Annotated in this window: 24 protein-coding genes; 23 read left to right on the top strand and 1 reads right to left on the bottom strand. The window is 40.5% G+C overall.

Features of this window, described 5'->3' with window-relative positions; translation table 11 throughout:
* Positions 1 to 59 precede the first annotated feature (59 nt).
* From spoIVA to J2Z32_RS20490, 12 genes are all read left to right on the top strand, one after another.
* Entirely contained in the window at positions 60 to 1,538 is a 1,479-nt protein-coding gene (gene spoIVA, locus J2Z32_RS20545) for a stage IV sporulation protein A (protein WP_210091105.1), read from the top strand.
* A 280-nt stretch (positions 1,539 to 1,818) separates the two neighbouring features.
* Positions 1,819 to 2,091 carry an HU family DNA-binding protein gene (locus J2Z32_RS20540; protein ID WP_210091074.1) on the top strand — a complete coding sequence of 91 codons (273 nt, stop codon included), beginning with the start codon at positions 1,819 to 1,821 and terminating at the stop codon, positions 2,089 to 2,091.
* A 116-nt stretch (positions 2,092 to 2,207) separates the two neighbouring features.
* Positions 2,208 to 2,465, top strand: a complete 258-nt coding sequence (gene mtrB, locus J2Z32_RS20535; RefSeq protein WP_210091073.1) for a trp RNA-binding attenuation protein MtrB — start codon at positions 2,208 to 2,210, stop codon at positions 2,463 to 2,465.
* 63 nt (positions 2,466 to 2,528) lie between these two features.
* The gene (locus J2Z32_RS20530; RefSeq protein WP_210091072.1) at positions 2,529 to 3,074 is read left to right on the top strand and encodes a hypothetical protein; all 546 of its coding nucleotides are present in this window, start codon (positions 2,529 to 2,531) and stop codon (positions 3,072 to 3,074) included.
* 105 nt (positions 3,075 to 3,179) lie between these two features.
* Positions 3,180 to 4,052 carry a heptaprenyl diphosphate synthase component 1 gene (locus J2Z32_RS20525; protein ID WP_210091071.1) on the top strand — a complete coding sequence of 291 codons (873 nt, stop codon included), beginning with the start codon at positions 3,180 to 3,182 and terminating at the stop codon, positions 4,050 to 4,052.
* A gap of 14 nt (positions 4,053 to 4,066) precedes the next feature.
* Positions 4,067 to 4,786, top strand: coding sequence for a demethylmenaquinone methyltransferase (locus J2Z32_RS20520; RefSeq protein WP_210091070.1), 720 nt, complete (start codon positions 4,067 to 4,069; stop codon positions 4,784 to 4,786).
* Positions 4,787 to 4,792: 6 nt separating this feature from the next.
* Positions 4,793 to 5,659: a UbiA-like polyprenyltransferase gene (locus J2Z32_RS20515; protein ID WP_210091069.1), complete on the top strand. Its 867-nt coding sequence runs from the start codon at positions 4,793 to 4,795 to the stop codon at positions 5,657 to 5,659.
* A 26-nt stretch (positions 5,660 to 5,685) separates the two neighbouring features.
* Positions 5,686 to 6,549 (top strand): menaquinone biosynthetic enzyme MqnA/MqnD family protein, encoded by an 864-nt coding sequence (locus J2Z32_RS20510; protein ID WP_210091068.1) that lies wholly within the window; start codon positions 5,686 to 5,688, stop codon positions 6,547 to 6,549.
* Complete coding sequence (locus J2Z32_RS20505; protein WP_210091067.1) at positions 6,546 to 7,523, top strand: polyprenyl synthetase family protein; 978 nt, start codon at positions 6,546 to 6,548, stop codon at positions 7,521 to 7,523. The genes J2Z32_RS20510 and J2Z32_RS20505 overlap by 4 nt, the downstream gene beginning before the upstream one ends.
* 75 nt (positions 7,524 to 7,598) lie before the next feature.
* Positions 7,599 to 8,042: a nucleoside-diphosphate kinase gene (ndk, locus tag J2Z32_RS20500; protein ID WP_210091066.1), complete on the top strand. Its 444-nt coding sequence runs from the start codon at positions 7,599 to 7,601 to the stop codon at positions 8,040 to 8,042.
* Positions 8,033 to 8,851: a CheR family methyltransferase gene (locus tag J2Z32_RS20495; RefSeq protein ID WP_210091065.1), complete on the top strand. Its 819-nt coding sequence runs from the start codon at positions 8,033 to 8,035 to the stop codon at positions 8,849 to 8,851. The genes ndk and J2Z32_RS20495 overlap by 10 nt, the downstream gene beginning before the upstream one ends.
* A gap of 80 nt (positions 8,852 to 8,931) precedes the next feature.
* On the top strand, positions 8,932 to 9,108 hold the full coding sequence (locus J2Z32_RS20490; RefSeq protein ID WP_210091064.1) for a hypothetical protein: 177 nt from the start codon (positions 8,932 to 8,934) through the stop codon (positions 9,106 to 9,108).
* A gap of 135 nt (positions 9,109 to 9,243) precedes the next feature.
* On the opposite strand, the gene J2Z32_RS20485 is transcribed toward J2Z32_RS20490, so the two are convergent.
* Positions 9,244 to 9,744: an AAA family ATPase gene (locus tag J2Z32_RS20485; protein ID WP_210091063.1), complete on the bottom strand. Its 501-nt coding sequence runs from the start codon at positions 9,742 to 9,744 to the stop codon at positions 9,244 to 9,246.
* A 229-nt stretch (positions 9,745 to 9,973) separates the two neighbouring features.
* Between J2Z32_RS20485 and aroC the strand changes: the two genes are divergently transcribed.
* From aroC to J2Z32_RS20430, 11 genes are all read left to right on the top strand, one after another.
* Positions 9,974 to 11,143 carry a chorismate synthase gene (aroC, locus tag J2Z32_RS20480; RefSeq protein WP_210091062.1) on the top strand — a complete coding sequence of 390 codons (1,170 nt, stop codon included), beginning with the start codon at positions 9,974 to 9,976 and terminating at the stop codon, positions 11,141 to 11,143.
* Positions 11,143 to 12,234, top strand: a complete 1,092-nt coding sequence (aroB, locus tag J2Z32_RS20475; RefSeq protein ID WP_210091061.1) for a 3-dehydroquinate synthase — start codon at positions 11,143 to 11,145, stop codon at positions 12,232 to 12,234. Before aroC ends, aroB begins: the two co-directional genes overlap by 1 nt.
* A gap of 4 nt (positions 12,235 to 12,238) precedes the next feature.
* Positions 12,239 to 12,607, top strand: coding sequence for a chorismate mutase (gene aroH / locus J2Z32_RS20470; protein ID WP_210091060.1), 369 nt, complete (start codon positions 12,239 to 12,241; stop codon positions 12,605 to 12,607).
* A 413-nt stretch (positions 12,608 to 13,020) separates the two neighbouring features.
* Positions 13,021 to 14,580 (top strand): anthranilate synthase component I, encoded by a 1,560-nt coding sequence (gene trpE / locus J2Z32_RS20465; RefSeq protein WP_210091059.1) that lies wholly within the window; start codon positions 13,021 to 13,023, stop codon positions 14,578 to 14,580.
* A 15-nt stretch (positions 14,581 to 14,595) separates the two neighbouring features.
* Positions 14,596 to 15,639 carry an anthranilate phosphoribosyltransferase gene (trpD, locus tag J2Z32_RS20460; RefSeq protein ID WP_210091058.1) on the top strand — a complete coding sequence of 348 codons (1,044 nt, stop codon included), beginning with the start codon at positions 14,596 to 14,598 and terminating at the stop codon, positions 15,637 to 15,639.
* On the top strand, positions 15,629 to 16,414 hold the full coding sequence (trpC, locus tag J2Z32_RS20455) for an indole-3-glycerol phosphate synthase TrpC (protein ID WP_210091057.1): 786 nt from the start codon (positions 15,629 to 15,631) through the stop codon (positions 16,412 to 16,414). Before trpD ends, trpC begins: the two co-directional genes overlap by 11 nt.
* A gap of 20 nt (positions 16,415 to 16,434) precedes the next feature.
* The gene (locus J2Z32_RS20450) at positions 16,435 to 17,106 is read left to right on the top strand and encodes a phosphoribosylanthranilate isomerase (protein WP_210091056.1); all 672 of its coding nucleotides are present in this window, start codon (positions 16,435 to 16,437) and stop codon (positions 17,104 to 17,106) included.
* The gene (gene trpB / locus J2Z32_RS20445; protein WP_210091055.1) at positions 17,103 to 18,344 is read left to right on the top strand and encodes a tryptophan synthase subunit beta; all 1,242 of its coding nucleotides are present in this window, start codon (positions 17,103 to 17,105) and stop codon (positions 18,342 to 18,344) included. The genes J2Z32_RS20450 and trpB overlap by 4 nt, the downstream gene beginning before the upstream one ends.
* A 7-nt stretch (positions 18,345 to 18,351) precedes the next feature.
* A complete protein-coding gene (gene trpA, locus J2Z32_RS20440; RefSeq protein WP_210091104.1) occupies positions 18,352 to 19,161 on the top strand; it encodes a tryptophan synthase subunit alpha in 810 nt (269 codons plus the stop codon).
* A gap of 24 nt (positions 19,162 to 19,185) precedes the next feature.
* Positions 19,186 to 20,268: a histidinol-phosphate transaminase gene (gene hisC, locus J2Z32_RS20435; RefSeq protein WP_210091054.1), complete on the top strand. Its 1,083-nt coding sequence runs from the start codon at positions 19,186 to 19,188 to the stop codon at positions 20,266 to 20,268.
* A gap of 27 nt (positions 20,269 to 20,295) precedes the next feature.
* Positions 20,296 to 21,390, top strand: coding sequence for a prephenate dehydrogenase (locus J2Z32_RS20430; RefSeq protein WP_210091053.1), 1,095 nt, complete (start codon positions 20,296 to 20,298; stop codon positions 21,388 to 21,390).
* Positions 21,391 to 21,519: the final 129 nt, after the last annotated feature.

Here is a 21,519-nt window from a genome sequence, read left to right as displayed (position 1 = left end):
GCGGATGCTCTCAAGGCATTTTTCCTTCGGGTCATTTTGAGGAGGGGATATCATTGGTATTGGAAAAGGTAGATATTTTTAAGGACATTGCTGAACGTACCGGAGGAGACATTTATCTCGGAATCGTAGGTGCTGTCCGAACAGGCAAGTCTACATTTATTAAACGATTTATGGAAACAATTGTGTTGCCAAACATCGTGAATGAAGCGGATCGAGTACGTGCAGTGGATGAGCTTCCGCAAAGTGCAGCAGGAAAAACAATTATGACGACAGAGCCTAAATTTGTACCAAACAATGCAGTGCAAATTAATGTGGATGAAGGCTTAGAGGTGAACGTCAGGTTAGTAGATTGTGTGGGTTATGCAGTAGAAGGCGCTAAAGGGTATGAGGACGAAAACGGACCAAGAATGATTTCAACACCTTGGTTTGAAGAGCCAATTCCATTTCAGGAAGCGGCAGAGATTGGCACACGTAAAGTCATTCAGGAGCATTCTACACTTGGTGTAGTCATCACTACAGATGGGACAATTGCTGACATTCCACGCTATTCTTATGTAGAATCTGAGGAGCGTGTCATTAATGAGTTAAAAGAGGTTGGCAAACCATTTGTACTCGTCATTAACTCTACACATCCGAATAGCCAAGATGCGTTAGAGCTTCGTAGTGAGCTAGCACAAAAATATGATATACCTGTGCTTACTCTAAGTGCAGCAACGATGACAGAGGAGGATGTTACCGGTGTTTTACGTGAAGTATTATATGAATTCCCTGTACATGAGGTAAATGTTAATTTGCCAAGCTGGGTGATGGTGCTAGAGGAAGATCATTGGCTACGCAGCAACTATGAAAACTCCGTTAGAGATACCGTAAAGGACATTCGTCGTTTGCGTGATGTGGACAGGGTCGTAAGTAACTTTATGGAATACGATTTTATCGATCGTGCCGGCTTAAGCGGATTAAATATGGGGCAAGGTGTAGCAGAAATTGATCTGTATGCGCCAGATGAGCTGTATGATGGCATTTTAATGGAAGTGGTAGGCGTTGAAATTAGAGGTAAAGATCATCTGCTACAATTAATGCAGGATTTTACACATGCCAAACGAGAATACGATCGCTTTGCTGAAGCGCTAGAGATGGTGAAGACAACCGGCTATGGTATCGCCGCGCCAACCTTGTCTGAAATGGCCTTGGATGATCCAGAACTAATTCGCCAAGGTGCAAGATTTGGAGTGCGTCTAAAGGCGACAGCACCATCCATTCATATGATTCGTGTCGACGTTGAATCAGAGTTCTCACCAATTATTGGAACAGAAAAGCAAAGTGAGGAGCTAGTACGCTACCTGATGCAGGACTTTGAAAATGATCCAATTAAAATTTGGGAGTCTGATATTTTTGGCAGATCCTTGCATTCTATTGTTAGAGAAGGCATTCAAGGGAAAATCGCTATGATGCCTGACAATGCTCGCTACAAGCTTCAAGAGACTTTAGGTAGAATTATTAATGAGGGTTCAGGTGGCTTGATCGCCATTATTTTATAGTTAATTTAACTACAGCTGTACGTAAAATATTGCGTACAGCTGTTTTTATATGTAAATTTAAGTATTAATTATGAAATTTTATAAGGAAATTAAATTTAAAAAACTTGAAATTATGGGTAGGCTGTATTACTATAAATTTGTCCGCTTTTCCTGTGGTCAATGAATATAACGAATTTTACAGGGTTTTTTTGATATTAGGCTTATAAAACGTATATTCTGCAGTAAAACGGAAACACAGAATAGTAGTAACATAGAACATTAGGCAGGGAGGTGAATGATGATGAATAAATCTGACTTGATTACTCAAGTAGTTGAGAGTACTGAATTGTCTAAGAAGGATGCAACTAAAGCGGTAGACGCTGTATTTGAAGCAATTTCTACTGCCCTTCAAAACGGAGACAAAGTACAACTAGTTGGCTTTGGTAACTTTGAAGTGCGTGAGCGTTCTGCACGTAAAGGTCGCAATCCGCAAACTGGAGAGGAAATTGAAATCCCTGCAAGCAAAATTCCTGCATTTAAACCAGGTAAAGCGCTTAAGGACGGAATCAAATAATGATTTCTACATATTTTCTCTAAAAAAGGACGTGGGCATATTGTTCACGTTCTTTTTTTTCAAGTCATTTGCTATCATTATTTTTAATATTAAACTTAAGGAGGTTAGCTTAAATTATGGATGAGACACAACATTCTGCAAATGGGGCAACACCAAATACAACTAATAACGATTATTTTGTTGTTAAGGCAAAGGAGCAAGGCGTCACTGTAATTGGCTTAACTCGTGGTAGAGATACACGTTTTCATCATACAGAGAAGCTGGATAAGGGGGAAGTGCTGATCGCTCAATTTACAGATCATACTTCTGCAGTTAAGGTTCGAGGCAAAGCGATTGTAATGACGAAGCATGGCGTAGTTGATACGGAAGAATAATTGGTGAATGCAGGCATAGCCTGCCTTTTTTATTTATACAATGGGTATAGAGGGGGGAAGTTCATGAAACGAAAAATGCTTTGGATAGCAGGTTGTGTTGGACTTACATTTGTTAGTGTATATGTATTGGTGAGCTTATCCTCGTTGTCCTCCTATGCCTCTAAAGAAGTACATAGTACACCAGTAATAGCTGATATAGGGAAGTCGATTGAGCTGAGCACAGCTAATCTTGTTGATGAGCTGAGTAGGCTTGAGCTGTCTGTTAAGTTAAGCAAGGTAGATTTGAGTAGAAATATTTTATCGGTTGATTTGAAGCTAACAGGCGACAATTTCAAGCCCACTTTCGTATATGAGAGTCTAGCAGAGTTAATTTCTTTTTCCATGGAACAGACCAATAATGTGTATCAGTTATTAGTACGAGTTGTAGCTGAAGACCCATGGACAAAAAACAAATATTTATTGCTTGCGGCAGATATACGAAAAGGAGAATGGCCTAAGGAAATAATACAGCAATTACAGGAGCTTGGAGATGAACAATTGCCAAGAGAGATGAAAACGTGGTTCCGTATGACCGAAACGAAATTATGGCAATCACATTTTAAAAAATAAGACATTGAATTATAACGCAAATAATATGCATTGTCTATTGTGCGTAGCCTTAAAACATATGCTATAATAGACAAGATTGTGACAATTAATTGAGGAGTAGCGAGAATGAACCTTCAACATATAAGTAACCTTGCTCAAAAGTATGTGGGGTACGATATGATTTCCAAGCACACGAAGCTGCCAGCATTTCCGGTACCTCGTGTACATTTACTTTATAAATTTCTAAATGCTCATCAACAAGACCATGCTTTAAATGCAGCTCAGTCCTGCGCCTTAGCCTCTTTTCTTGTACAACTGGGATTAGATACTCACGATTTTATAGATCAAAATGAAGGTGCAATTGAAGATGAGTTGATGCGTTCGAGACAGCTTAAAGTTTTAGCAGGTGATTATTTTAGTAGTGTTTTTTATGAATTATTAGCTGAAGAAGGTAATATTGCAACGATTGCTTCGATGAGTGCGGCGATTTGTGAGGTTAACCGGATGAAGGTAGACCTATATACTAGGCTGAAAACAATGTCAGTAACAGCAGAACAATATTTGAAGGATAAGGTCTCTTTAAAAATGGGGCTTTTTGTTTCTTTTACTGCTTCATTGGACAAGTCGCTACAAAACGTGTGGAAGCTATTATTAGCCGAATTTAGTCGGCTTGAGGTTGTTCTAGAGGAGCTAGATCCTGAGGGCACATTGCCTGAACAACGGATGAGCTATACTTATTTGAAAATAATGGAGACGGGTTCGTCTGAGGATAAAGAAAAGTTATCTAGATCTAAGGTTGGACTAGAGGAATGGACAGGGCTTTTGTCTAAATATAATATAGCTGATCAGTTTAAAACGTTATTTACAACAACGATAGCACAAATTCAAAGCTTAGTGACGGAAAATGAAGCTCAAAAACTGCATTTGCAGTTAGATGAGCTAGTACAAGCTTTAAATGATTCATTTAGAAGTAAGCTTCGCTTGTGTGTGGAAGGGTAAGGTGAAATGAACATATGAATCCCCAAAATGATTCCAAGCCAAAAGAAGAGTTTGTTCATGATGTATTTGAGAGCATTGCACATAAGTATGATGTGATGAACGATATTTTAAGTTTCAGGAGACATAAGGCTTGGCGTAGGTTTACGATGAAAAAGATGAATATGTCACAAGGTGATAGTGCAATTGACTTATGCTGTGGGACTTGTGACTGGACAATCAGTATGGCGCAAGCTTCTAGGGGACCAATTACAGGCCTTGATTTTAGCGAAAATATGCTCGCCGTTGGAAAAAGTAAAGTGCAACAGCAAGGTCTTAATGATATCATTACATTAGTTCAAGGAAATGCGATGGCACTTCCATTTGACGATAATACATTTGATTATGCTACGATTGGCTTTGGCTTACGTAACGTGCCTGATTTAAAGCAAGTGCTAAGCGAAATGAAGCGAGTAGTCAAGCCTGGTGGAATGGTGGTATGTCTGGAGCTATCTAAACCGACGTGGCAGCCGTTTAAGGGCTTGTATTATTTTTATTTCAAAAATTTATTGCCCATGCTGGGGAAAATCTTTGCGAAACGTTACGAGCAATATAAATGGTTGCCAGATTCATTAGTTCAATTCCCAGGACGTGAAGAGCTGTTACAAATATTTCAAGAAACTGGGCTGCAGCAGGTTCAAGCTTATCCTTTAACAGGTGGGATTGCCGCATTGCATATTGGAACAAAGGAGACGTAAGAACTGATGTTTAAGAAGGCTATTATTTTTTTACAAATGATTAAATTTGAGCATACAGTGTTTGCTTTACCTTTTGCTTTTATGGGAGCCATGTTAGGTTCTGTAGCGCTTAATCAGCATCTGCCAACCTGGGCACAAATTGGCTGGGTGCTGCTAGCGATGTTTGGGGCAAGAAGTGCTGCTATGGGCCTTAATCGCTTAATAGATCGGGTAAGTGATGCTAAAAATCCGCGTACAGCCAACCGTGCGATTCCTGCTGGATTACTTAAAATCGGTGAAGTTATTATTTTTATTATTGTTTCATTTGTATTGTTATTTTGGGCAGCGTATAAGCTTGATCCACTTGCTATAAAGCTGCTTCCTATTGCAGTAATTATGCTAGTTGTTTATTCCTATACTAAACGCTTCACATGGCTATGCCACGTTGTGCTTGGTCTAACTATTGCCCTGGCTCCATTAGGAGGTTGGGCGGCAGTGACCGGCAAGGTAGACTGGACAGCGATGGTGTTTTTTTTCACGATTACGTTTTGGGTGGCAGGTTTTGATATTATATATTCCTGTCAAGATGTAGAGTTTGATACGAAGGAAGGACTTTACTCTATACCAGTACGTTTTGGCGTAGCTAGATCACTTACGATTGCTAAGGTGATGCACATTGCCACAGCAATTGGATTTGTTGCTCTCTATTTTATGGCGGATCTAGGTGGTTGGTATATCGCAGGAATGATCGTAGCCTTCTTGATGTTGTTTTATGAACATTACATTGTGTCACCAAGTGATCTAAGTAGATTGCAAACTGCATTTTTTTGGATGAATGGTGTATTAAGTATTGTTGTATTTTCATTTACTACGATTGATTTATTTATACGATAATTGTTCTTAACGAGGAGGATAACACTATGGAAAATTATGAAAGAGATATCCTCATCGGTAAAATTAGATATACAAATGCTTGGCCGATGTATCATCACTTTGATGTGGATCGGCTAACGAAGCCAAGCCGTTTAGTTGTAGAGGTTCCATCTGTATTAAATCAAGGGATATTAGACAAGACACTGGATGTTGCTCCAGTGTCTTCCTTTGCTTATGGTGTTGGCTCAGAGCAGTTAATGGTATTACCTGATTTATCGGTGAGCAGTGATGGTGCAGTCAAATCCATTTTACTATTTTCACGTAAGCCTATTGAAGAGTTAGGGGATGTCAGCATTGCACTAACAAATACATCTGCAACTTCAGTCAATTTATTAAAAATTATTATGAGCAAGAAATTTGGGGCTAATCCTAGCTACGTAGTATGTGAACCAAGGTTAGATGTTATGATGGCTGAGCATGATGCTGCTCTGTTAATTGGCGATCATGCGATTCGTGCCTCGTGGGAAGATCATGGGTTTATCATTACCGATTTAGGGGAAATCTGGAGAGCATGGACAGGACATAGTATGACTTTTGCTGTATGGACGGTGCATACTAAATTTGCAGAGCAAAATCAAGACTTCATTGGTGAGTTAGTGGCGGCGTTTGTTCATAGTAAACAGCAGAGCTTAGCTCATTTAGATTCGCTTGTTGCAGAAGCCTGTAATGAAATTGGCGGGACCAATCATTATTGGCATTCCTATTTTACTAATTTATGTTATGATTTTAATGATAAAATTCAAGCAGGCTTGCAGTTGTATTTTGATTATGCCTATGAGCTTGGCTTACTGGACCACAAGGTGCATATTCAGTTGTGGAGTAATAATACGTTGACACAGGTGAAGGGATGAAACTAGTAGATATTTTTGGTACCTTAAAACGAGATATAGATTTTATTGAACGCCAGCTTTACAAAAGTATTGAGGGTGACGATCCATTATTAAGTGAAACCTCGCTTCATCTGCTTAAGGCTGGGGGGAAACGTTTACGCCCCGTTTTTGTTTTGCTTGGAGCAAAGTTTGGTGAATACGATATTAATAAGCTGCAATACATTGCAGTCCCATTAGAACTCATACATTCAGCTTCACTCGTGCATGATGATGTGATTGATGATGCTGCGTTGCGGCGTGGTAAACCAACTGTAAAGTCAAAATGGGATAATAAAATTGCGATGTACACAGGTGATTACATTTATGCCAAAGCTTTGATGTTAGTCACCGAACTTAAAAATCCAGATATTCATCGCATATTAGCTAAAGCTTTAGTTCAGATGTCCATTGGTGAAATGGAGCAAATTCGGGATTTTTACAATACCAACCAAAGTGTACGTAATTATTTATTACGTATTCGTCGTAAGACAGCGTTGCTCATTGCAATAAGCTGTCAGCTGGGAGCAATCGCTGCTGGTGTCTCTAAGGAGCATAGTCGATTATTGTACCAGTATGGCTATAACGTGGGGATGGCATTTCAAATTCGTGATGATTTGCTTGATTTATGTGGTACGGAGAAAGCAATTGGCAAACCACCAGGTAGCGATATGCGGCAGGGAAACATTACGTTACCCGTTATTTATACTCTTCAACATTCTTCGAATAAAGAAAAACTATTAGCGGAGATAGATACGATAAGACATCAAGCGGATGGGGACAAGGATACTTCAAAAGCGATTGAGTATATTGTTAATGGACCTGGTATTAAAATGGCGGAGGCATTAGCTGATCAATTTATTAATAAAGCACTTGATGCTTTAGATCAGCTACCAGAAATGAAAACACGAACGCAATTAAAGGAAATTGCAATTTTCGTAAATAAGCGCACTTATTAGGCTTACGCGCTAAGGGTTTTTCTGATACACTACGAGATAAGACAAGTCATGATTAATTTGTTTCGGAGGATTGCTATGGAGCGTACTTTTTTGATGATAAAGCCTGATGGTGTACAACGTGGATTAATAGGGGAAATTGTAAAACGCTTTGAAAATAAAGGGATGAAGCTTATTGCGGCAAAATTAATACAGCCTACCCTTGAACAAGCAAAAAATCACTACATAGAGCATGAAGGAAAACCTTTTTTTGCTGAAATTGTGGACTTTATATCCTCGGCACCTGTATTTGCAATGGTCTGGGAAGGGCAAGATGCCATTACTTTAGCTCGAAATTTGATTGGAAAAACAAAAGCCGTGGATGCTATGCCTGGCACGATACGTGGTGATTTTGCAGCACGTAATCCATTTAACTTAATCCATGGTTCAGATGGACCTGACAGCGCTCAGCGAGAAATTGCTAACTTTTTTGAGCCTCATGAATTTACTTCATATGATAAGGACATACAGCCATGGATATAAACACAAGTAAAAACGCTAATGATGTCACGACAACAGACAGGGATTATTTAGGTTTTATAAGTAATATCAAAAAAAGTACAGGTATTGATCTAGCTCAATATAAAGAAGCTCAAATGAAACGTAGATTAACAACATTACGTAATAAAAATGGGTTTGCTAGCTTTGATACCTTTTATGTGGCGATGATGAAGGAGAAAGCGCTATTTTATGAATTTTTAGATAAAATGACGATTAACGTGTCTGAGTTTTGGCGTAATCCGAATCGTTGGGAAACATTACGTGATGTAGTGTTGCCTGAATTATCAGCTGGAAAATCCAAGCTAAAAATTTGGAGTGCAGCATGTTCTACTGGTGAGGAGCCATACACGTTAGCAATGATTTTATCTGACATGAAGTTATTGTCACAAAGCTATTTATTAGCTTCTGATATTGATGATGGAGCTTTAGCTAAGGCAGCGCAAGGCTTGTACTTGGAACGTTCTTTAAAGGATGTGCCTGCCGATGTGGCTAAGCGTTATTTCAAGCCGGAAGGTCAGATGTTCCGTATTGATCCATCACTACAAAAAACAGTAAACTTCCGTAAGCAAAATTTATTGCTCGACACCTTTGAAGATGGTTTTGACCTCATCGTTTGCCGTAATGTAATGATTTATTTTACGGAGGAAGCGAAGCAATTGCTTTACCATAAATTTGCTAAGGCGTTGCGGCCTGGTGGCGTATTATTTGTAGGGAGTACTGAGCAAATATTTACACCTGGGACGTACGGATTAGAGCCAACTGAGACATTCTTTTATCGGAAAAGAGGATAGTCCAAACGATAAGGTATATTCATGAGTTTACTTTCCAATACTTGTTAATAGTATTTTAAAAGGATATGGAGGTAAATTTCATGGATAAAAGAAAAGTGATTGAAGCTTATCAACGTGGCTTTTTAAGTGCACAAGAATGTGCACAGATTTTAGGACTTGAAGGGATTCAATTAAAAGGGCTGCTAGACAATATAGATTTGTCCACACTACCTACAGAAATAGAAGATAAGAAGCCAGCATCAGGTTTTTTGTGTTAGAAAGGCAAGCGGCTTTACCATTATAGGCGCATAATCTATCCTAAGGAGAAGATGATGCGCTTTTATTATATATAGAGATAGGATCATATGTTCGTTTTGTCTGCAAAAAAATAATCCATTCAAATACAAAATGAATTATCCTTCTTGAAGAGCTTGTACCGTTGCCTCTAGTTGTAATTGTCTCTGATTAAGGATATCTATGCTAATAGAATGTGTATTTAAGGTTGATTTTGTTTCTTTTTCAAAGCATTGCTGACGTTCATCTAGTCTTTTTACATGCTCCTGAGTTTCCAAGACCGCTTGTTTAATAAATGGAATATCAGAAACTAATACTTTAATCTCTGTCATATCCTCTTCAAACTTATCCATGCGTGTCTCGAACTTGTCCATACGTTGATCAAGCGAATCCATGCGTGTCTCGAACTTATCCATACGTTGATCAAGCTTATCTAGACGTATTTCGAACTTATCCATACGCTGATCTAGTGAATCGATACGTACTTCGATTTTATCCATCCGTTGATCAAGTGAGTCTATTCGTTCACTCAGTATGCTTACTTCCGCGCTCAAGCCACCCACTTGAACTTGAACCTGTTTAATTGCTTGCAAAATAAGTTCTAACTTCTGATCAGACATTTTGTGACCTCCTCTCTAAAAATGTAGTCGAAGAAACATGATAATTACAGTATAAAATAAAAAAGTAGTTCTAACAATAGAAAAACAACAATTAGTATTTATAAATAAAACTAAAAGCTGTATGTCTTGAATATATGCGTGACAGAAGGTATCCTTTAATAATATAATGAAAAAATACTAAGAGATTTTAGCTCTTTACAGTGTAACAGTTTAAAGGGGGAACGTATTTATGAGTTTACGCTATTTAACCGCAGGGGAGACGCACGGTCCCCAGCTGACTGCTATTATTGAAGGGTTACCAAGTAACTTGAAATTAGATTTTGAAGAAATGAATTTTGAATTAGCACGTCGCCAAAAAGGATATGGCAGAGGCCGCCGTATGCAAATTGAAAAGGACACTGCACAAATTGTGGGTGGTGTACGTCATGGTATCACAACTGGTGCTCCTGTAGCGATTGTGGTTGAAAATAACGACTGGAAGCATTGGCAAAAAATTATGAATGTGGAGCCAATAGAAGGTACAGATGAAGAAAAAAGACGGGTTCATCGTCCTCGTCCAGGTCATGCAGATTTAAACGGAGGTCTTAAGTATAACCTAAAGGATCTACGAAATGTGTTAGAGCGCTCTAGTGCGCGCGAAACTGCGGTACGTGTAGCAGTTGGTGCGATTGCTAAGCAGCTACTCTCCCAATTTGGCATAAAAATTGCCGGTCAAGTTAAACGGATTGGTGAAATTGAAGCACCTCCGCATGATTTAAGCTTGGATGAGCTACGCGAAGTTACGGAAAATTCCTCTGTTCGAGTTGCTGATGCTGAGACAGAAAAGAAGATGGAAGCATATATCGATCAGATTAAAAAAGATGGCGATTCAGTTGGTGGAGTTGTGGAATGTATTGTAGAGGGTGTACCTGTTGGTTTAGGTAGCTATGTCCAATACGACCGCAAACTAGATGGCCGCATCGCACAAGCTGTCATGTCCATTAATGCCTTTAAAGGGGTAGAGATTGGAATCGGTTTTGAAGCTGGTGAGCTATTAGGCTCTCAAGTGCATGATGAAATTTTGTATGATAAAGAACGGGGTTACCATCGCAGAACCAATCGTTTAGGTGGTTTTGAAGGTGGTGTTACTAACGGTATGCCGATCGTGGTTCGTGGCGTGATGAAACCTATTCCAACGTTGTATAAACCATTACAAAGCATTGACATTGACACGAAAGAAGTATTTACAGCTCAAGTAGAGCGTTCTGATGCTTGTGCAGTTCCTGCTGCTAGCGTAGTTTTGGAAAGTGTAGTAGCTTGGGAGGTTGCAAAAGCGTTCCTTGAGAAGTTTGGTGGAGATTCGATTGGTGAGATTAGAAACAACCTAAATAACTACTTATCTCAATTGGAGCAATACTAATGGGTACACTACACGTTGATCTTGGAGAACGTTCTTATCCGATCTATATTGAACGTGGATTGCTGGCGCAGGCAGGGAGCTATTTTGAACAACACCAGTTGGGCAAAAAAAGTCCTGTACTTATCGTTAGTGATGACAATGTAGCCCCGCTTTATTTAGACGTCGTTGTGAGGTCTTTAGAGAAGCAAGGCTACACAGTGGTAACAAAGGTTGTGCCAGCAGGGGAGCAATCAAAATCACTATCCGTGTTTGAGGATGTGATGACAGCGGCAATTGAAGGTGGATTAGATCGAAAGTCCGCTGTAGTTGCGTTGGGCGGCGGAGTCATTGGTGACTTAGCAGGTTTTGTTGCTGCTTCCTATATGCGGGGAGTTACCTTTGTTCAAATGCCTACTACGATTTTGGCCCATGATAGTAGTGTAGGTGGCAAGGTCGCAGTAAACCATCCTTTGGCTAAAAATATGATTGGTGTATTTCATCAGCCTGCGATGGTGCTGTATGACATTGATACATTAATGACATTGCCGCCTAGAGAAATTAAGGCAGGATTATCTGAAATGATCAAGCACGGCTTGATCTGGGATAAAGCCTTTGCAGACTGGTGCGAGGAACATAGTGGTGCGCTGTTGCAGCTTAAGCCAGATGTTATCCAATACGGATTAACAAGAGGCTGTGAGATTAAAGCACAGATTGTAGGAAGTGACGAAACAGAGCAAGGCTTGCGTGCAATTTTAAATTTAGGTCATACATTAGGACATGCATTTGAAGCTACAGCGGGATATGGACAGTTGTTGCATGGTGAAGCGATCGCGATCGGAATGGCAGCAGCAGCCAAGCTAGCCGGGTATCGTGGGGCCTCTAGCACTTTATATGAGGATACTGTCACAAAATTACGGAGCTTTGATTTACCCGTCATTATTCCAGCGGATATGTCCGAGGAAAGTATTTTAGCCGCCATGATGCATGATAAGAAATTTAAGGAAAACAAATTGGTGTTTATTTTGCCAACGGAGATCGGGAAGGTTGAGATCGTTTCAGATGTCACTGTGGAGCAGGTGCGCCAAGTCATTTCGGAGTTAAAGGAGGTATAACCTTATGCTTAATCGAGGAATACGTGGTGCAACTACAGTGTTAGCGAATGAGGAAGCTGACATTTTAAATGGAACGGAAAAATTACTAGAGCAAATTATTGCTGAAAATAATTTAAATGCTGAGGATGTCACAAGTGTATGGATTACAGTCACTCCTGATTTGGATGCTGCATTTCCTGCGCGTGCAATCCGTGCCTTTGATGGATGGGATTTAGTCCCTCTAATGTGTGCAACGGAAATTCCCGTACAAGGTGCTTTGCCTAAATGTATTCGTTTATTGTTACATGTGAATACAACCAAAAGCCAAAGTGAAATTAATCATGTGTATTTAAATGAAGCTAGAAAGCTGCGCCCTGATTTGAGTAAATCTTAAATTTAGGGGTTGCGAAAACACACACTTTTCGATATAGTATTGATAAGTTTTATAGTGTAGTGAAGAGATCTTTATTAGAATGAGAATGTTTGAGATTGAGATTCTGGAGCCGAGCAGGCTTAGCAGAGTAAAAGAGTAAAGCCGAGTAAAAGAGTTGAGTAGAGTTTAGTTGAGAAGAGATGAGCAGAGTCTAAATATAGGCATGTTGCAGTTTGAAAACATCACCTTATTTAGAGATAAGCACAGCGTTTATTATAGGATGCTATGCTTAATTCATACAGAACTATGGGTGTAACCTTGTTTTATTGAGGCTACGTTTATATTTCTATATATGATCTGTGAATTTAACCAACCTCTACGATACGTAGAGGTTTTTTTGTTATATAAAATCCATAGAACAGGAAGTGAGCCATATGATAACCCCAACTTTGTCTGAAGCCATCTCATTAGCGAAGGAGTACAATTTAATCCCAGTTGTACGTACGTTACTTGCTGACCTTGAAACCCCAATTTCAATTTTTAGACGAGTTGCAAAAAGAGATAAGGCATTTTTATTAGAAAGTGTGGAGGGAGGATTTCAATGGGCTCGCTACTCTTTTATTGGGACAGATCCATTTATGATGGTATCGGCAAAGCAGGGTGAAATTATCATTGAGCGTCAGGGCCAACTTGAAAAGACGTCAACCAAGCCACTTGAGGCATTAAAGGCGATTTTACGTCAGTATCGCAGCCCGAAGCTAAATGATTTTCCGCCATTTACAGGTGGAGCTATCGGCTATTTCGGATATGATCTACTTCAATATTATGAGAGCTTACCAGCTCATCAGGTCGATGATCTGCAAATGAAGGATATTCAGTTTATGTTTTGTGACCAAGTGATCGTGTTTGATCATGTGAAGCAAAGATTACTGTTAGTAGCCAATATCCATGTTCAAGATGGTGCTACAGATGAAGACATAGCCGAAGCCTATAAGCAAGCAGAGCAAAGATTAGACGGGATGTCTGCTCTACTAGAGCAGGAGCGGAGCTTAGAAAACTTTAATCATCGCCCATTCCCACATGATATTGAGCTTGGTGAAATTCGCTCTAACATTTCCAAAGAGAAATTCATTGAAAATGTGGAGCGTGGGCAGGAATATATTGCAGCAGGTGATATTTTCCAAGTTGTCTTATCCCAACGTTTTGAAATAGAAACTGAAGTGGATCCACTTCATGTCTATCGTGTGTTACGCACATTAAATCCTTCTCCGTATATGTATTATTTGAAGCTAGACGATGAAATTATTGTTGGAGCTTCCCCAGAAGCATTAGTGAAGGTAAACAACGGTATTGTAGAGACTAGACCGATTGCAGGTACACGTCCACGTGGCGAGACTTATGAGTTGGATCAAGCACTTGAACAGGATTTATTGCAGGATGAAAAGGAACGAGCAGAGCATCTTATGTTAGTGGATCTAGGACGGAATGATCTTGGTAGAGTATCTAAGTTCGGAACTGTAAAATGTGATTCTTATATGGAAATTGAACGATATTCCCATGTGATGCACTTAGTGTCCAAGGTTACTGGAGAGATTCGAGACGATAAGGATTTCTTTGATGCCTTTATCTCCTGTTTACCAGCCGGAACGTTATCAGGTGCACCAAAGCTAAGAGCGATCGAAATTATTGCTGAACTAGAGCGTGAATCTCGTGGTACTTATGGTGGGGCAATTGGTTATCTTGGCTTCTCGGGAAATATGGACTCCTGCATCACGATTCGGACGATTGTATTTAAAAATGGTCATGCCTATGTGCAAGCAGGAGGCGGTATCGTATGGGATTCAATCCCAGAAAATGAGTTTGAGGAATCAGTGAACAAGGCTAAGGCGTTGCTAAAGGCAATTCGGATTGCTGAGTTTATGTTTCCGCAGGCATCTAAAGATAAACCAATCATAAATCAAGACTACTTGTATTCCTATACACCACAAATCTAGAAGGGAGAGATAGAAATGACGACAGCACATAACTTGATCCAAGGTGGATTAGAACGGCTGCTTGCTGGTAAGCATTTGAGTCGTGAAGAGGCAAAAAGCATGATGCAGGTGATTATGAATGGGGAAGCAACATCCGCACAAATTGGTGGCTTACTTATGGCATTACGCTTTAAGGGTGAAACCGTAGATGAAATTACTGGCTTTGCGGAAGTGATGCGTCAGTTCGCAGGTAAAATGCATACAGAATCTACTCAGTTGCTCGACACCTGTGGCACAGGGGGTTCAGGTATTCATAAATTTAACATTTCAACAACAGCAGCATTAGTGTCATCCTCTGTATCGGTGCGTGTTGCTAAGCATGGCAATCGTTCTGCATCAGGCCGTGCAGGCAGTGCTGACGTATTAGAAGCGTTAGGCGTCAATATTCATCTCTCTGCAGAGCAGGCAGCACAATGTCTTGAGGACATTAACATCTGTTTCCTTTTTGCTCAGCTCTATCACCCTTCTATGAAACATGCCGCAGCCCCACGCAAGGAGTTAGGAATTAGAACGGTATTTAATATGCTTGGTCCATTAACTAACCCTGCTGGTGCAGATCGCCAAGTGTTAGGCATTTATGATCGTAGTAAAACAGAAACGATGGCAACCGTGTTAAAGGAGTTGGGCTCTAAGCGAGCTTTAGTTGTTTCAAGTCAAGAGGGACTAGATGAAATTAGCATTTCTGCACCAACGACAGTTTCAGAGCTGCGAAATGGAATCATTACAACCTATGACATTACACCTGATGAGCTTGGTCTACAAACGTACTCTTTACATGATATGCTAGGTGGAGACGCAGCAACCAATGCAGAGATTATTACACGTGTATTGCAGGGCGAGCGTGGTGCTTACCGTGATGTTGTGCTTGCTAACTCTGGTGCATGTATTTATGTATCTGGACTAGCCAATAGCATTCAGGAGGGCGTTCATATCGCTGCCAATGCAATTGATTCAGGCAATGCGTTAGCTCAATTACAGCGACTTATCCAGACGACGGGGGAATATAGCTATGTATCTTGATAAAATTGTAGAAACCAAAAAAATTGAGGTTGGGCGTTTAGCCGCGCAACTAACTATAGATGAAGCAAAAGAAAAAATAGCGGGATTACCTCCTACAAGGGGATTCCACCAAGCCTTAACGACAGGCCGCAAGCGGAAGTTAGGTTTAATTGCAGAAGTTAAAAAGGCATCACCCTCTAAAGGATTAATTCGCGAAGATTTCCATCCTATAGAGTTAGCACAAAGCTATGAACAGGCAGGGGCTGATTGCTTATCTGTCCTTACAGATGAGACGTATTTTCAAGGCAGTGGTCAATATTTAAGTCAAATTAGAGAGCATGTTAACATCCCTTTATTGCGAAAGGACTTTATTATTAGCGAGCTACAAATTTACGAGGCAAGGTTGCTTGGGGCAGATGCAATTTTACTCATAGCTGCCATTTTAAGTGATGAACAAATCCGCCATTACATCCAGCTTGCCAAGGAATTAACGTTAGATGTTTTGCTAGAGGTGCACGACGAAGCAGAGCTAGATCGAGTATTGGCAATTGGTGGTGCAACGCTGATTGGCATCAATAACCGTAATTTGCATACCTTTGAAACCTCACTTAGCCATACAGAGCTTTTAGCTGCTAAGGTTCCAGATGAGATCACATTGATTAGTGAAAGTGGAATAAAAACGAAGGAAGATATTGAGTATTTAGAGGCACATGGAGCAGATGGGGTTTTAATCGGTGAAACGTTTATGCGTCAACCTGATGTTGGCGAAGCGATTCGTGAATTAATGGGCTCGTAGTGTGAAGGGAGGGTGTTTTTGTGGCAAATACAATCATAAAAATTTGTGGACTTCAATCCGTTGAAGTGCTAAAATCTATAATACACTTACCCTTAAATTTAATCGGTTTTGTATTTGCAAAAAGTAAACGGCAGGTGACTGCGGAGCAAGCGGCATTGCTATTACCGATACTTAAAAGTTGGCAGACAGACATTATTCCACAAAGTGTGGGTGTGTTTGTAAACCCAACTCAGGAGGAACTGACACATATTTTAGCGCTTGCGCCTTTAGACATTGTTCAATTGCATGGAGATGAAAGTCCAGCCTTTTGCAGGCTGATCAAAAAGTCATTTGGCGTAAAGGTCTTCAAAGCCTTATCCATTTATAAGGATGGCTCAGCTAGAGATTTAAGTGCTGAATTAAGTCGATATGAAGGTGTAATAGATGGTCTTTTGTTAGACAGTTATGATCCAAAATATGTTGGAGGTTCTGGGCATGTATTTCCTTGGGAAGCCGCCCTACCTTATCAAATATGGGCAAAGGAAGTAAATATTCCTTTATTCATTGCAGGAGGCTTAACACAGCACAATGTAGCGCAACTGATAGAGCATATGCAGCCTGATGGAGTTGACGTTTCAAGTGGTGTGGAGACAAATGGTCACAAGGATGTTGCCAAAATAACTGAATTTGTTGAAAGGGTGAGGGAATTATGAATAAAGTGAATACGAGTGAACAAATAAAAAGTGAAGTAAAGGAAATGCCAGATCAGTTTGGACGTTTTGGTGATTTTGGGGGACGTTATGTTCCTGAAACGTTAATGAATGCCCTTATCGAGCTGGAGCAATCGTATGAGCAGGTGAAGGATGAGCCTGATTTTCAAGCAGAGCTTGCTTACTTATTGAAGCAATATGCTGGACGTGAAAATCCTTTGTATTACGCAGAGCGGTTAACGAATCATCTAGGTGGCGCAAAAATTTATTTAAAGCGTGAGGATTTAAATCATACAGGTGCACATAAAATTAACAATGCGCTTGGACAAGGCCTGCTAGCTAAACGTATGGGCAAGCACAAGGTCATCGCAGAAACTGGTGCAGGTCAACATGGTGTGGCAACAGCGACGGTAGCCGCATTGCTTGGCATGGAATGTAAGGTGTTTATGGGGGAAGAGGATACAAAGCGTCAGCAGCTCAATGTGTTTCGGATGAAGCTGTTAGGCGCAGAGGTCATTCCAGTTACTTCTGGCACAAAAACATTAAAGGATGCCTGTAATGAGGCATTACGTTACTGGGTTAGCAATGTTCACGACACGTTTTATATATTAGGTTCAGCAACAGGTCCACATCCATATCCGAAAATGGTTCGGAACTTCCAGCGTATTATTGGCGATGAAACGCGTCGTCAAATTTTAGAAGCGGAAGGCCGTCTTCCTGATATGCTCGTTGCAGCAGTGGGTGGAGGTAGTAATGCAATCGGGATGTTTTATCCATTTATTGAGGATGAAGCAGTTCAGCTTGTTGGGGTTGAAGCAGCGGGACAAGGCATTGATACACCTTATCATGCTGCTACAATGACAAAAGGCTCCAAGGGTGTTTTCCAAGGCTCAATGAGCTACCTGTTGCAAGATGCATTTGGTCAGGTATTGCCAGCGCACTCTATTTCCGCAGGATTAGATTATCCAGGTGTAGGTCCTGAGCATTCCTATTTAAAAGACATAAAAAGAGCGAAATATTACCCAATTACAGACCAAGAGGCTTTAGAGGCATTACAATTACTTTGCCGTACAGAAGGCATTATCCCAGCGCTTGAATCTTCACATGCGGTTGCTCAAGTGATGAAGCTTGCACCAACGATGAATCAAGATCAAATTATTGTGATCTGCTTGTCTGGTCGTGGTGATAAGGACGTAGAATCAATTATGCAATATACGGAAGGAGAGGCCTATCATGAATAAAGTGGCAATTAATTTGATAGATGAAACGTTTGCAGCCCTAAAGGCAGCGGATAAAACAGCATTAGTCCCTTTTATTACAGTAGGCGATCCTAATCCTGAATTGACCGTTGATATTATTGCTACACTTGAGGAAGCGGGGGCAGATGTTATCGAGCTAGGTGTCCCTTACTCTGATCCTCTTGCAGATGGTCCTGTAATTCAGCGTGCTTCTTTAAGGGCGCTTGAACACGAAATTACAATCGATACTTGTATCCAGACTGCAAAGGCAGCACGGGCAAGAGGGGTTAAATTACCGTTTGTGTTGTTTACTTATTTTAATCCCGTCTTACAATATGCATCGTTGCCAGCATTTTTCCATGCTGTCCAGGAAGCAGGTATTAGTGGACTTATTATTCCAGATCTTCCATTTGAAGAATCGGAGCAAATATTGACCTTAGCAGATCAAGCAAATGTATATCTTATTCCGCTTGTTGCACCCACCTCCAATGAAAGAATCGCTGCGATTTTAAGTCGTGCAAGAGGTTTTATTTATTGTGTATCTTCACTTGGGGTTACAGGGGAAAGAGCTAGCTTTTTTGAGGGTGTTCAGAGCTTTATCCATGATGTGAAGGTGATAACTTCCCTTCCTGTTGCAGTGGGCTTTGGTATTTCATCGAAGGAGCAGGTAGAGCAATTTTCACAGTGGTGTGATGCGGTTGTTGTAGGGAGTGCAATCGTACGTAAAATCGAGGAAAGTATTCCGCTTCTAATGGAAGAGAATACAAAAACGGATGGATTGTTGCAAATTAAAAACTTTGTGTCACAATTAAAAGCATAATTTAAATACGCAGGGGGAGAGAGAATGAGACCCAAACCACATATTGTAGATTTACCCGTATACCAACCTGGTAAGCCAATTGAGGAAGTGAAAAGAGAACTTGGACTAGATGAAGTGATTAAGCTTGCTTCCAATGAAAATCCATATGGTAGCTCTAGCTCAGTTGCAGAGGCGATTCAAGCGGAGTTATCTCAGTTAAGCTTGTATCCCGATGGCAGCTCGGCTGAACTGACAACGGTATTAGCAGAGCACCTTGGTGTAGAGCGCAATCAAATCATTTTTGGTTGTGGTTCAGATGAAGTTATTGCTTTAATTACGCGTGCTTTTATTTTGCCGCAGGATGAAAGCATTATGGCAGATCAAACCTTCTCTGTATACAAATCAAATGTTGATATTGAAGGTGGAGTTAGCATTGAGGTTCCGCTGAAGGATGGCGTGCACGATCTTGATGCGATGTTAGCAGCAGTTACGGATAACACAAAGATTATTTGGATTTGTAATCCTAACAACCCAACAGGAACGATTGTGGAGCATGATAACCTCATTTCTTTCTTAAATCAAGTTCCTGCGCATGTACTAGTAGTCTTGGATGAAGCTTATTGTGAGTTTGTTACAGACGAGAATTACAGTGATGGCATATCATTGCTAAACCAATATCCTAACCTTGTCGTGTTGCGTACATTTTCTAAAATATATGGACTAGCATCATTACGGATTGGTTATGCTGTGGCTAACGCTCAAAGTATTACTTATATTAATCAGGTGCGTGAGCCGTTTAATACTTCACGTATTGCTCAAGCAGCTGCAAAAGCCGCATTAACTGACTATGATTTTGTTGAAAGCTGTAGAACTAAAAACCAGCAAGGTATTGAGTACTTGTATGGGCAATTTGATGAGCTAGGGTTGGAATATTATCCTGCAAATGGTAACTTCATTTTTGTCAATATTAAATCCTCTGGTCTGGATATGTTTCAAAGCTTGCTTAAGCAAGGCATCATTATTCGTGCAGGCTTCGGCAAATATCCGAATTATATTCGAGTGAGTGTAGGAACACCTGAGCAAAACGAAAAATTTATAACTGCATTAAAACATGCACTTGCGCAATAATGAATAAATAGAAATTGGTGAATGTTTATGACAATCAAAGTTGCAATTTTTGGGGTTGGTTTGATTGGCGGCTCCTTAGCACTTACGCTAAAAGGAAAACCTGGAATCACTGTAATCGGACATAGTCATCGACCCGAGTCATTAGCGAAAATTAAAGAGCGTGATGTTGTTGATGTTGCAACACTGTCTATGGAAGAGGCGGCATGTGACGCTGATTTTATATTTTTATGTGTCCCAGTCGGGAAACTAGATGAGTACCTTGAGAAGCTAACAGCACTCCCTTTAAAACAAAATTGTATTATTACCGATGTAGGGAGCACCAAAGCAGGTGTAGCAAAATCTGCTGCCAAATGTGCGAAGCCAGGCATTTATTTTATTGGGGGACACCCAATGGCTGGCTCGGAGCGCTCAGGTGTGGAAGCAGCCTCTTCTTTGCTGTTTGAAAATGCGTATTATGTACTGACACCTTCTACGGATGTGCCTGAGGAAATGTATACACGCTTAGAAAACCTGCTCCAGCATACAAAAGCGCAAATTGTACGCGTTGATCCGGAGCTTCATGATGAAATTGTGGGTGCAATTAGTCACCTTCCACATATTATTGCCGTTGCTTTAGTGAATCAGATTCGTGGTTATAACGAAAAGCAAGACTTATATCAACGTTTGGCGGCGGGTGGGTTTAGAGATATTACAAGAATCGCGTCTAGCGATCCCATTGTATGGCGTGACATCTTGCTTAGTAATCGTGACGTGTTGTTGACCTTGTTACAGGATTGGAACAAGGAAATTGAGCATTTTGTTGCCTTGCTTCAGCAAGAGGATGGACAAGGGATTGAAGCCGCTTTTGGGGAAGCGAATGTATTCCGTAATGAATTACCTGAACGACGTAAAGGGGTTATTACCTCTCTATTCGATATTTATATTGATGTACCGGATCATCCAGGGATTATAGGACAAATTACGACAGAGCTAGGGGACAAGCAAATTAACCTTAGCAATATTCAAATTATTGAAAGTCGTGAGGATGTACCGGGTATTATGCGTTTATCGTTCCGTAACGAAGAACAAATGAAGCGAGCAAAGCAGCACTTACATACGCTAGGTTATGCGGTGCATGTGTAAAAGGAAGGAGGGGAGATGATCCCCTCTTTTTTTGGTCTTGCGTGCCCAGAGGCACGCATCATCTAGTTGGTGTAAGTCCGACCGAAGGAGGGACCAAGCCACCTTCGTAGCTAGGATACCTACGTATAG

The sequence above is a fragment of the Paenibacillus turicensis genome (genome assembly GCF_017873435.1).
GTDB classification, from domain to species: Bacteria; Bacillota; Bacilli; order Paenibacillales; family Paenibacillaceae; genus Fontibacillus; species Fontibacillus turicensis.
This window is presented reverse-complemented; position numbering and strand designations above follow the sequence as displayed.

Excerpts from the sequence above, each read along its gene's own strand:
- J2Z32_RS20540 (WP_210091074.1), top strand. The coding sequence starts at position 1,819 with ATGAATAAATCTGACTTGATTACTCAAGTAGTTGAGAGTACTGAATTG.
- mtrB (WP_210091073.1), top strand. The coding sequence starts at position 2,208 with ATGGATGAGACACAACATTCTGCAAATGGGGCAACACCAAATACAACT.
- J2Z32_RS20530 (WP_210091072.1), top strand. The coding sequence starts at position 2,529 with ATGAAACGAAAAATGCTTTGGATAGCAGGTTGTGTTGGACTTACATTT.
- J2Z32_RS20525 (WP_210091071.1), top strand. The coding sequence starts at position 3,180 with ATGAACCTTCAACATATAAGTAACCTTGCTCAAAAGTATGTGGGGTAC.
- J2Z32_RS20520 (WP_210091070.1), top strand. The coding sequence starts at position 4,067 with ATGAATCCCCAAAATGATTCCAAGCCAAAAGAAGAGTTTGTTCATGAT.
- J2Z32_RS20515 (WP_210091069.1), top strand. The coding sequence starts at position 4,793 with ATGTTTAAGAAGGCTATTATTTTTTTACAAATGATTAAATTTGAGCAT.
- J2Z32_RS20510 (WP_210091068.1), top strand. The coding sequence starts at position 5,686 with ATGGAAAATTATGAAAGAGATATCCTCATCGGTAAAATTAGATATACA.
- J2Z32_RS20505 (WP_210091067.1), top strand. The coding sequence starts at position 6,546 with ATGAAACTAGTAGATATTTTTGGTACCTTAAAACGAGATATAGATTTT.
- ndk (WP_210091066.1), top strand. The coding sequence starts at position 7,599 with ATGGAGCGTACTTTTTTGATGATAAAGCCTGATGGTGTACAACGTGGA.
- J2Z32_RS20495 (WP_210091065.1), top strand. The coding sequence starts at position 8,033 with ATGGATATAAACACAAGTAAAAACGCTAATGATGTCACGACAACAGAC.
- J2Z32_RS20490 (WP_210091064.1), top strand. The coding sequence starts at position 8,932 with ATGGATAAAAGAAAAGTGATTGAAGCTTATCAACGTGGCTTTTTAAGT.
- J2Z32_RS20485 (WP_210091063.1), bottom strand. The coding sequence starts at position 9,744 with ATGTCTGATCAGAAGTTAGAACTTATTTTGCAAGCAATTAAACAGGTT.
- aroC (WP_210091062.1), top strand. The coding sequence starts at position 9,974 with ATGAGTTTACGCTATTTAACCGCAGGGGAGACGCACGGTCCCCAGCTG.
- aroB (WP_210091061.1), top strand. The coding sequence starts at position 11,143 with ATGGGTACACTACACGTTGATCTTGGAGAACGTTCTTATCCGATCTAT.
- aroH (WP_210091060.1), top strand. The coding sequence starts at position 12,239 with ATGCTTAATCGAGGAATACGTGGTGCAACTACAGTGTTAGCGAATGAG.
- trpE (WP_210091059.1), top strand. The coding sequence starts at position 13,021 with ATGATAACCCCAACTTTGTCTGAAGCCATCTCATTAGCGAAGGAGTAC.
- trpD (WP_210091058.1), top strand. The coding sequence starts at position 14,596 with ATGACGACAGCACATAACTTGATCCAAGGTGGATTAGAACGGCTGCTT.
- trpC (WP_210091057.1), top strand. The coding sequence starts at position 15,629 with ATGTATCTTGATAAAATTGTAGAAACCAAAAAAATTGAGGTTGGGCGT.
- trpB (WP_210091055.1), top strand. The coding sequence starts at position 17,103 with ATGAATAAAGTGAATACGAGTGAACAAATAAAAAGTGAAGTAAAGGAA.
- hisC (WP_210091054.1), top strand. The coding sequence starts at position 19,186 with ATGAGACCCAAACCACATATTGTAGATTTACCCGTATACCAACCTGGT.
- J2Z32_RS20430 (WP_210091053.1), top strand. The coding sequence starts at position 20,296 with ATGACAATCAAAGTTGCAATTTTTGGGGTTGGTTTGATTGGCGGCTCC.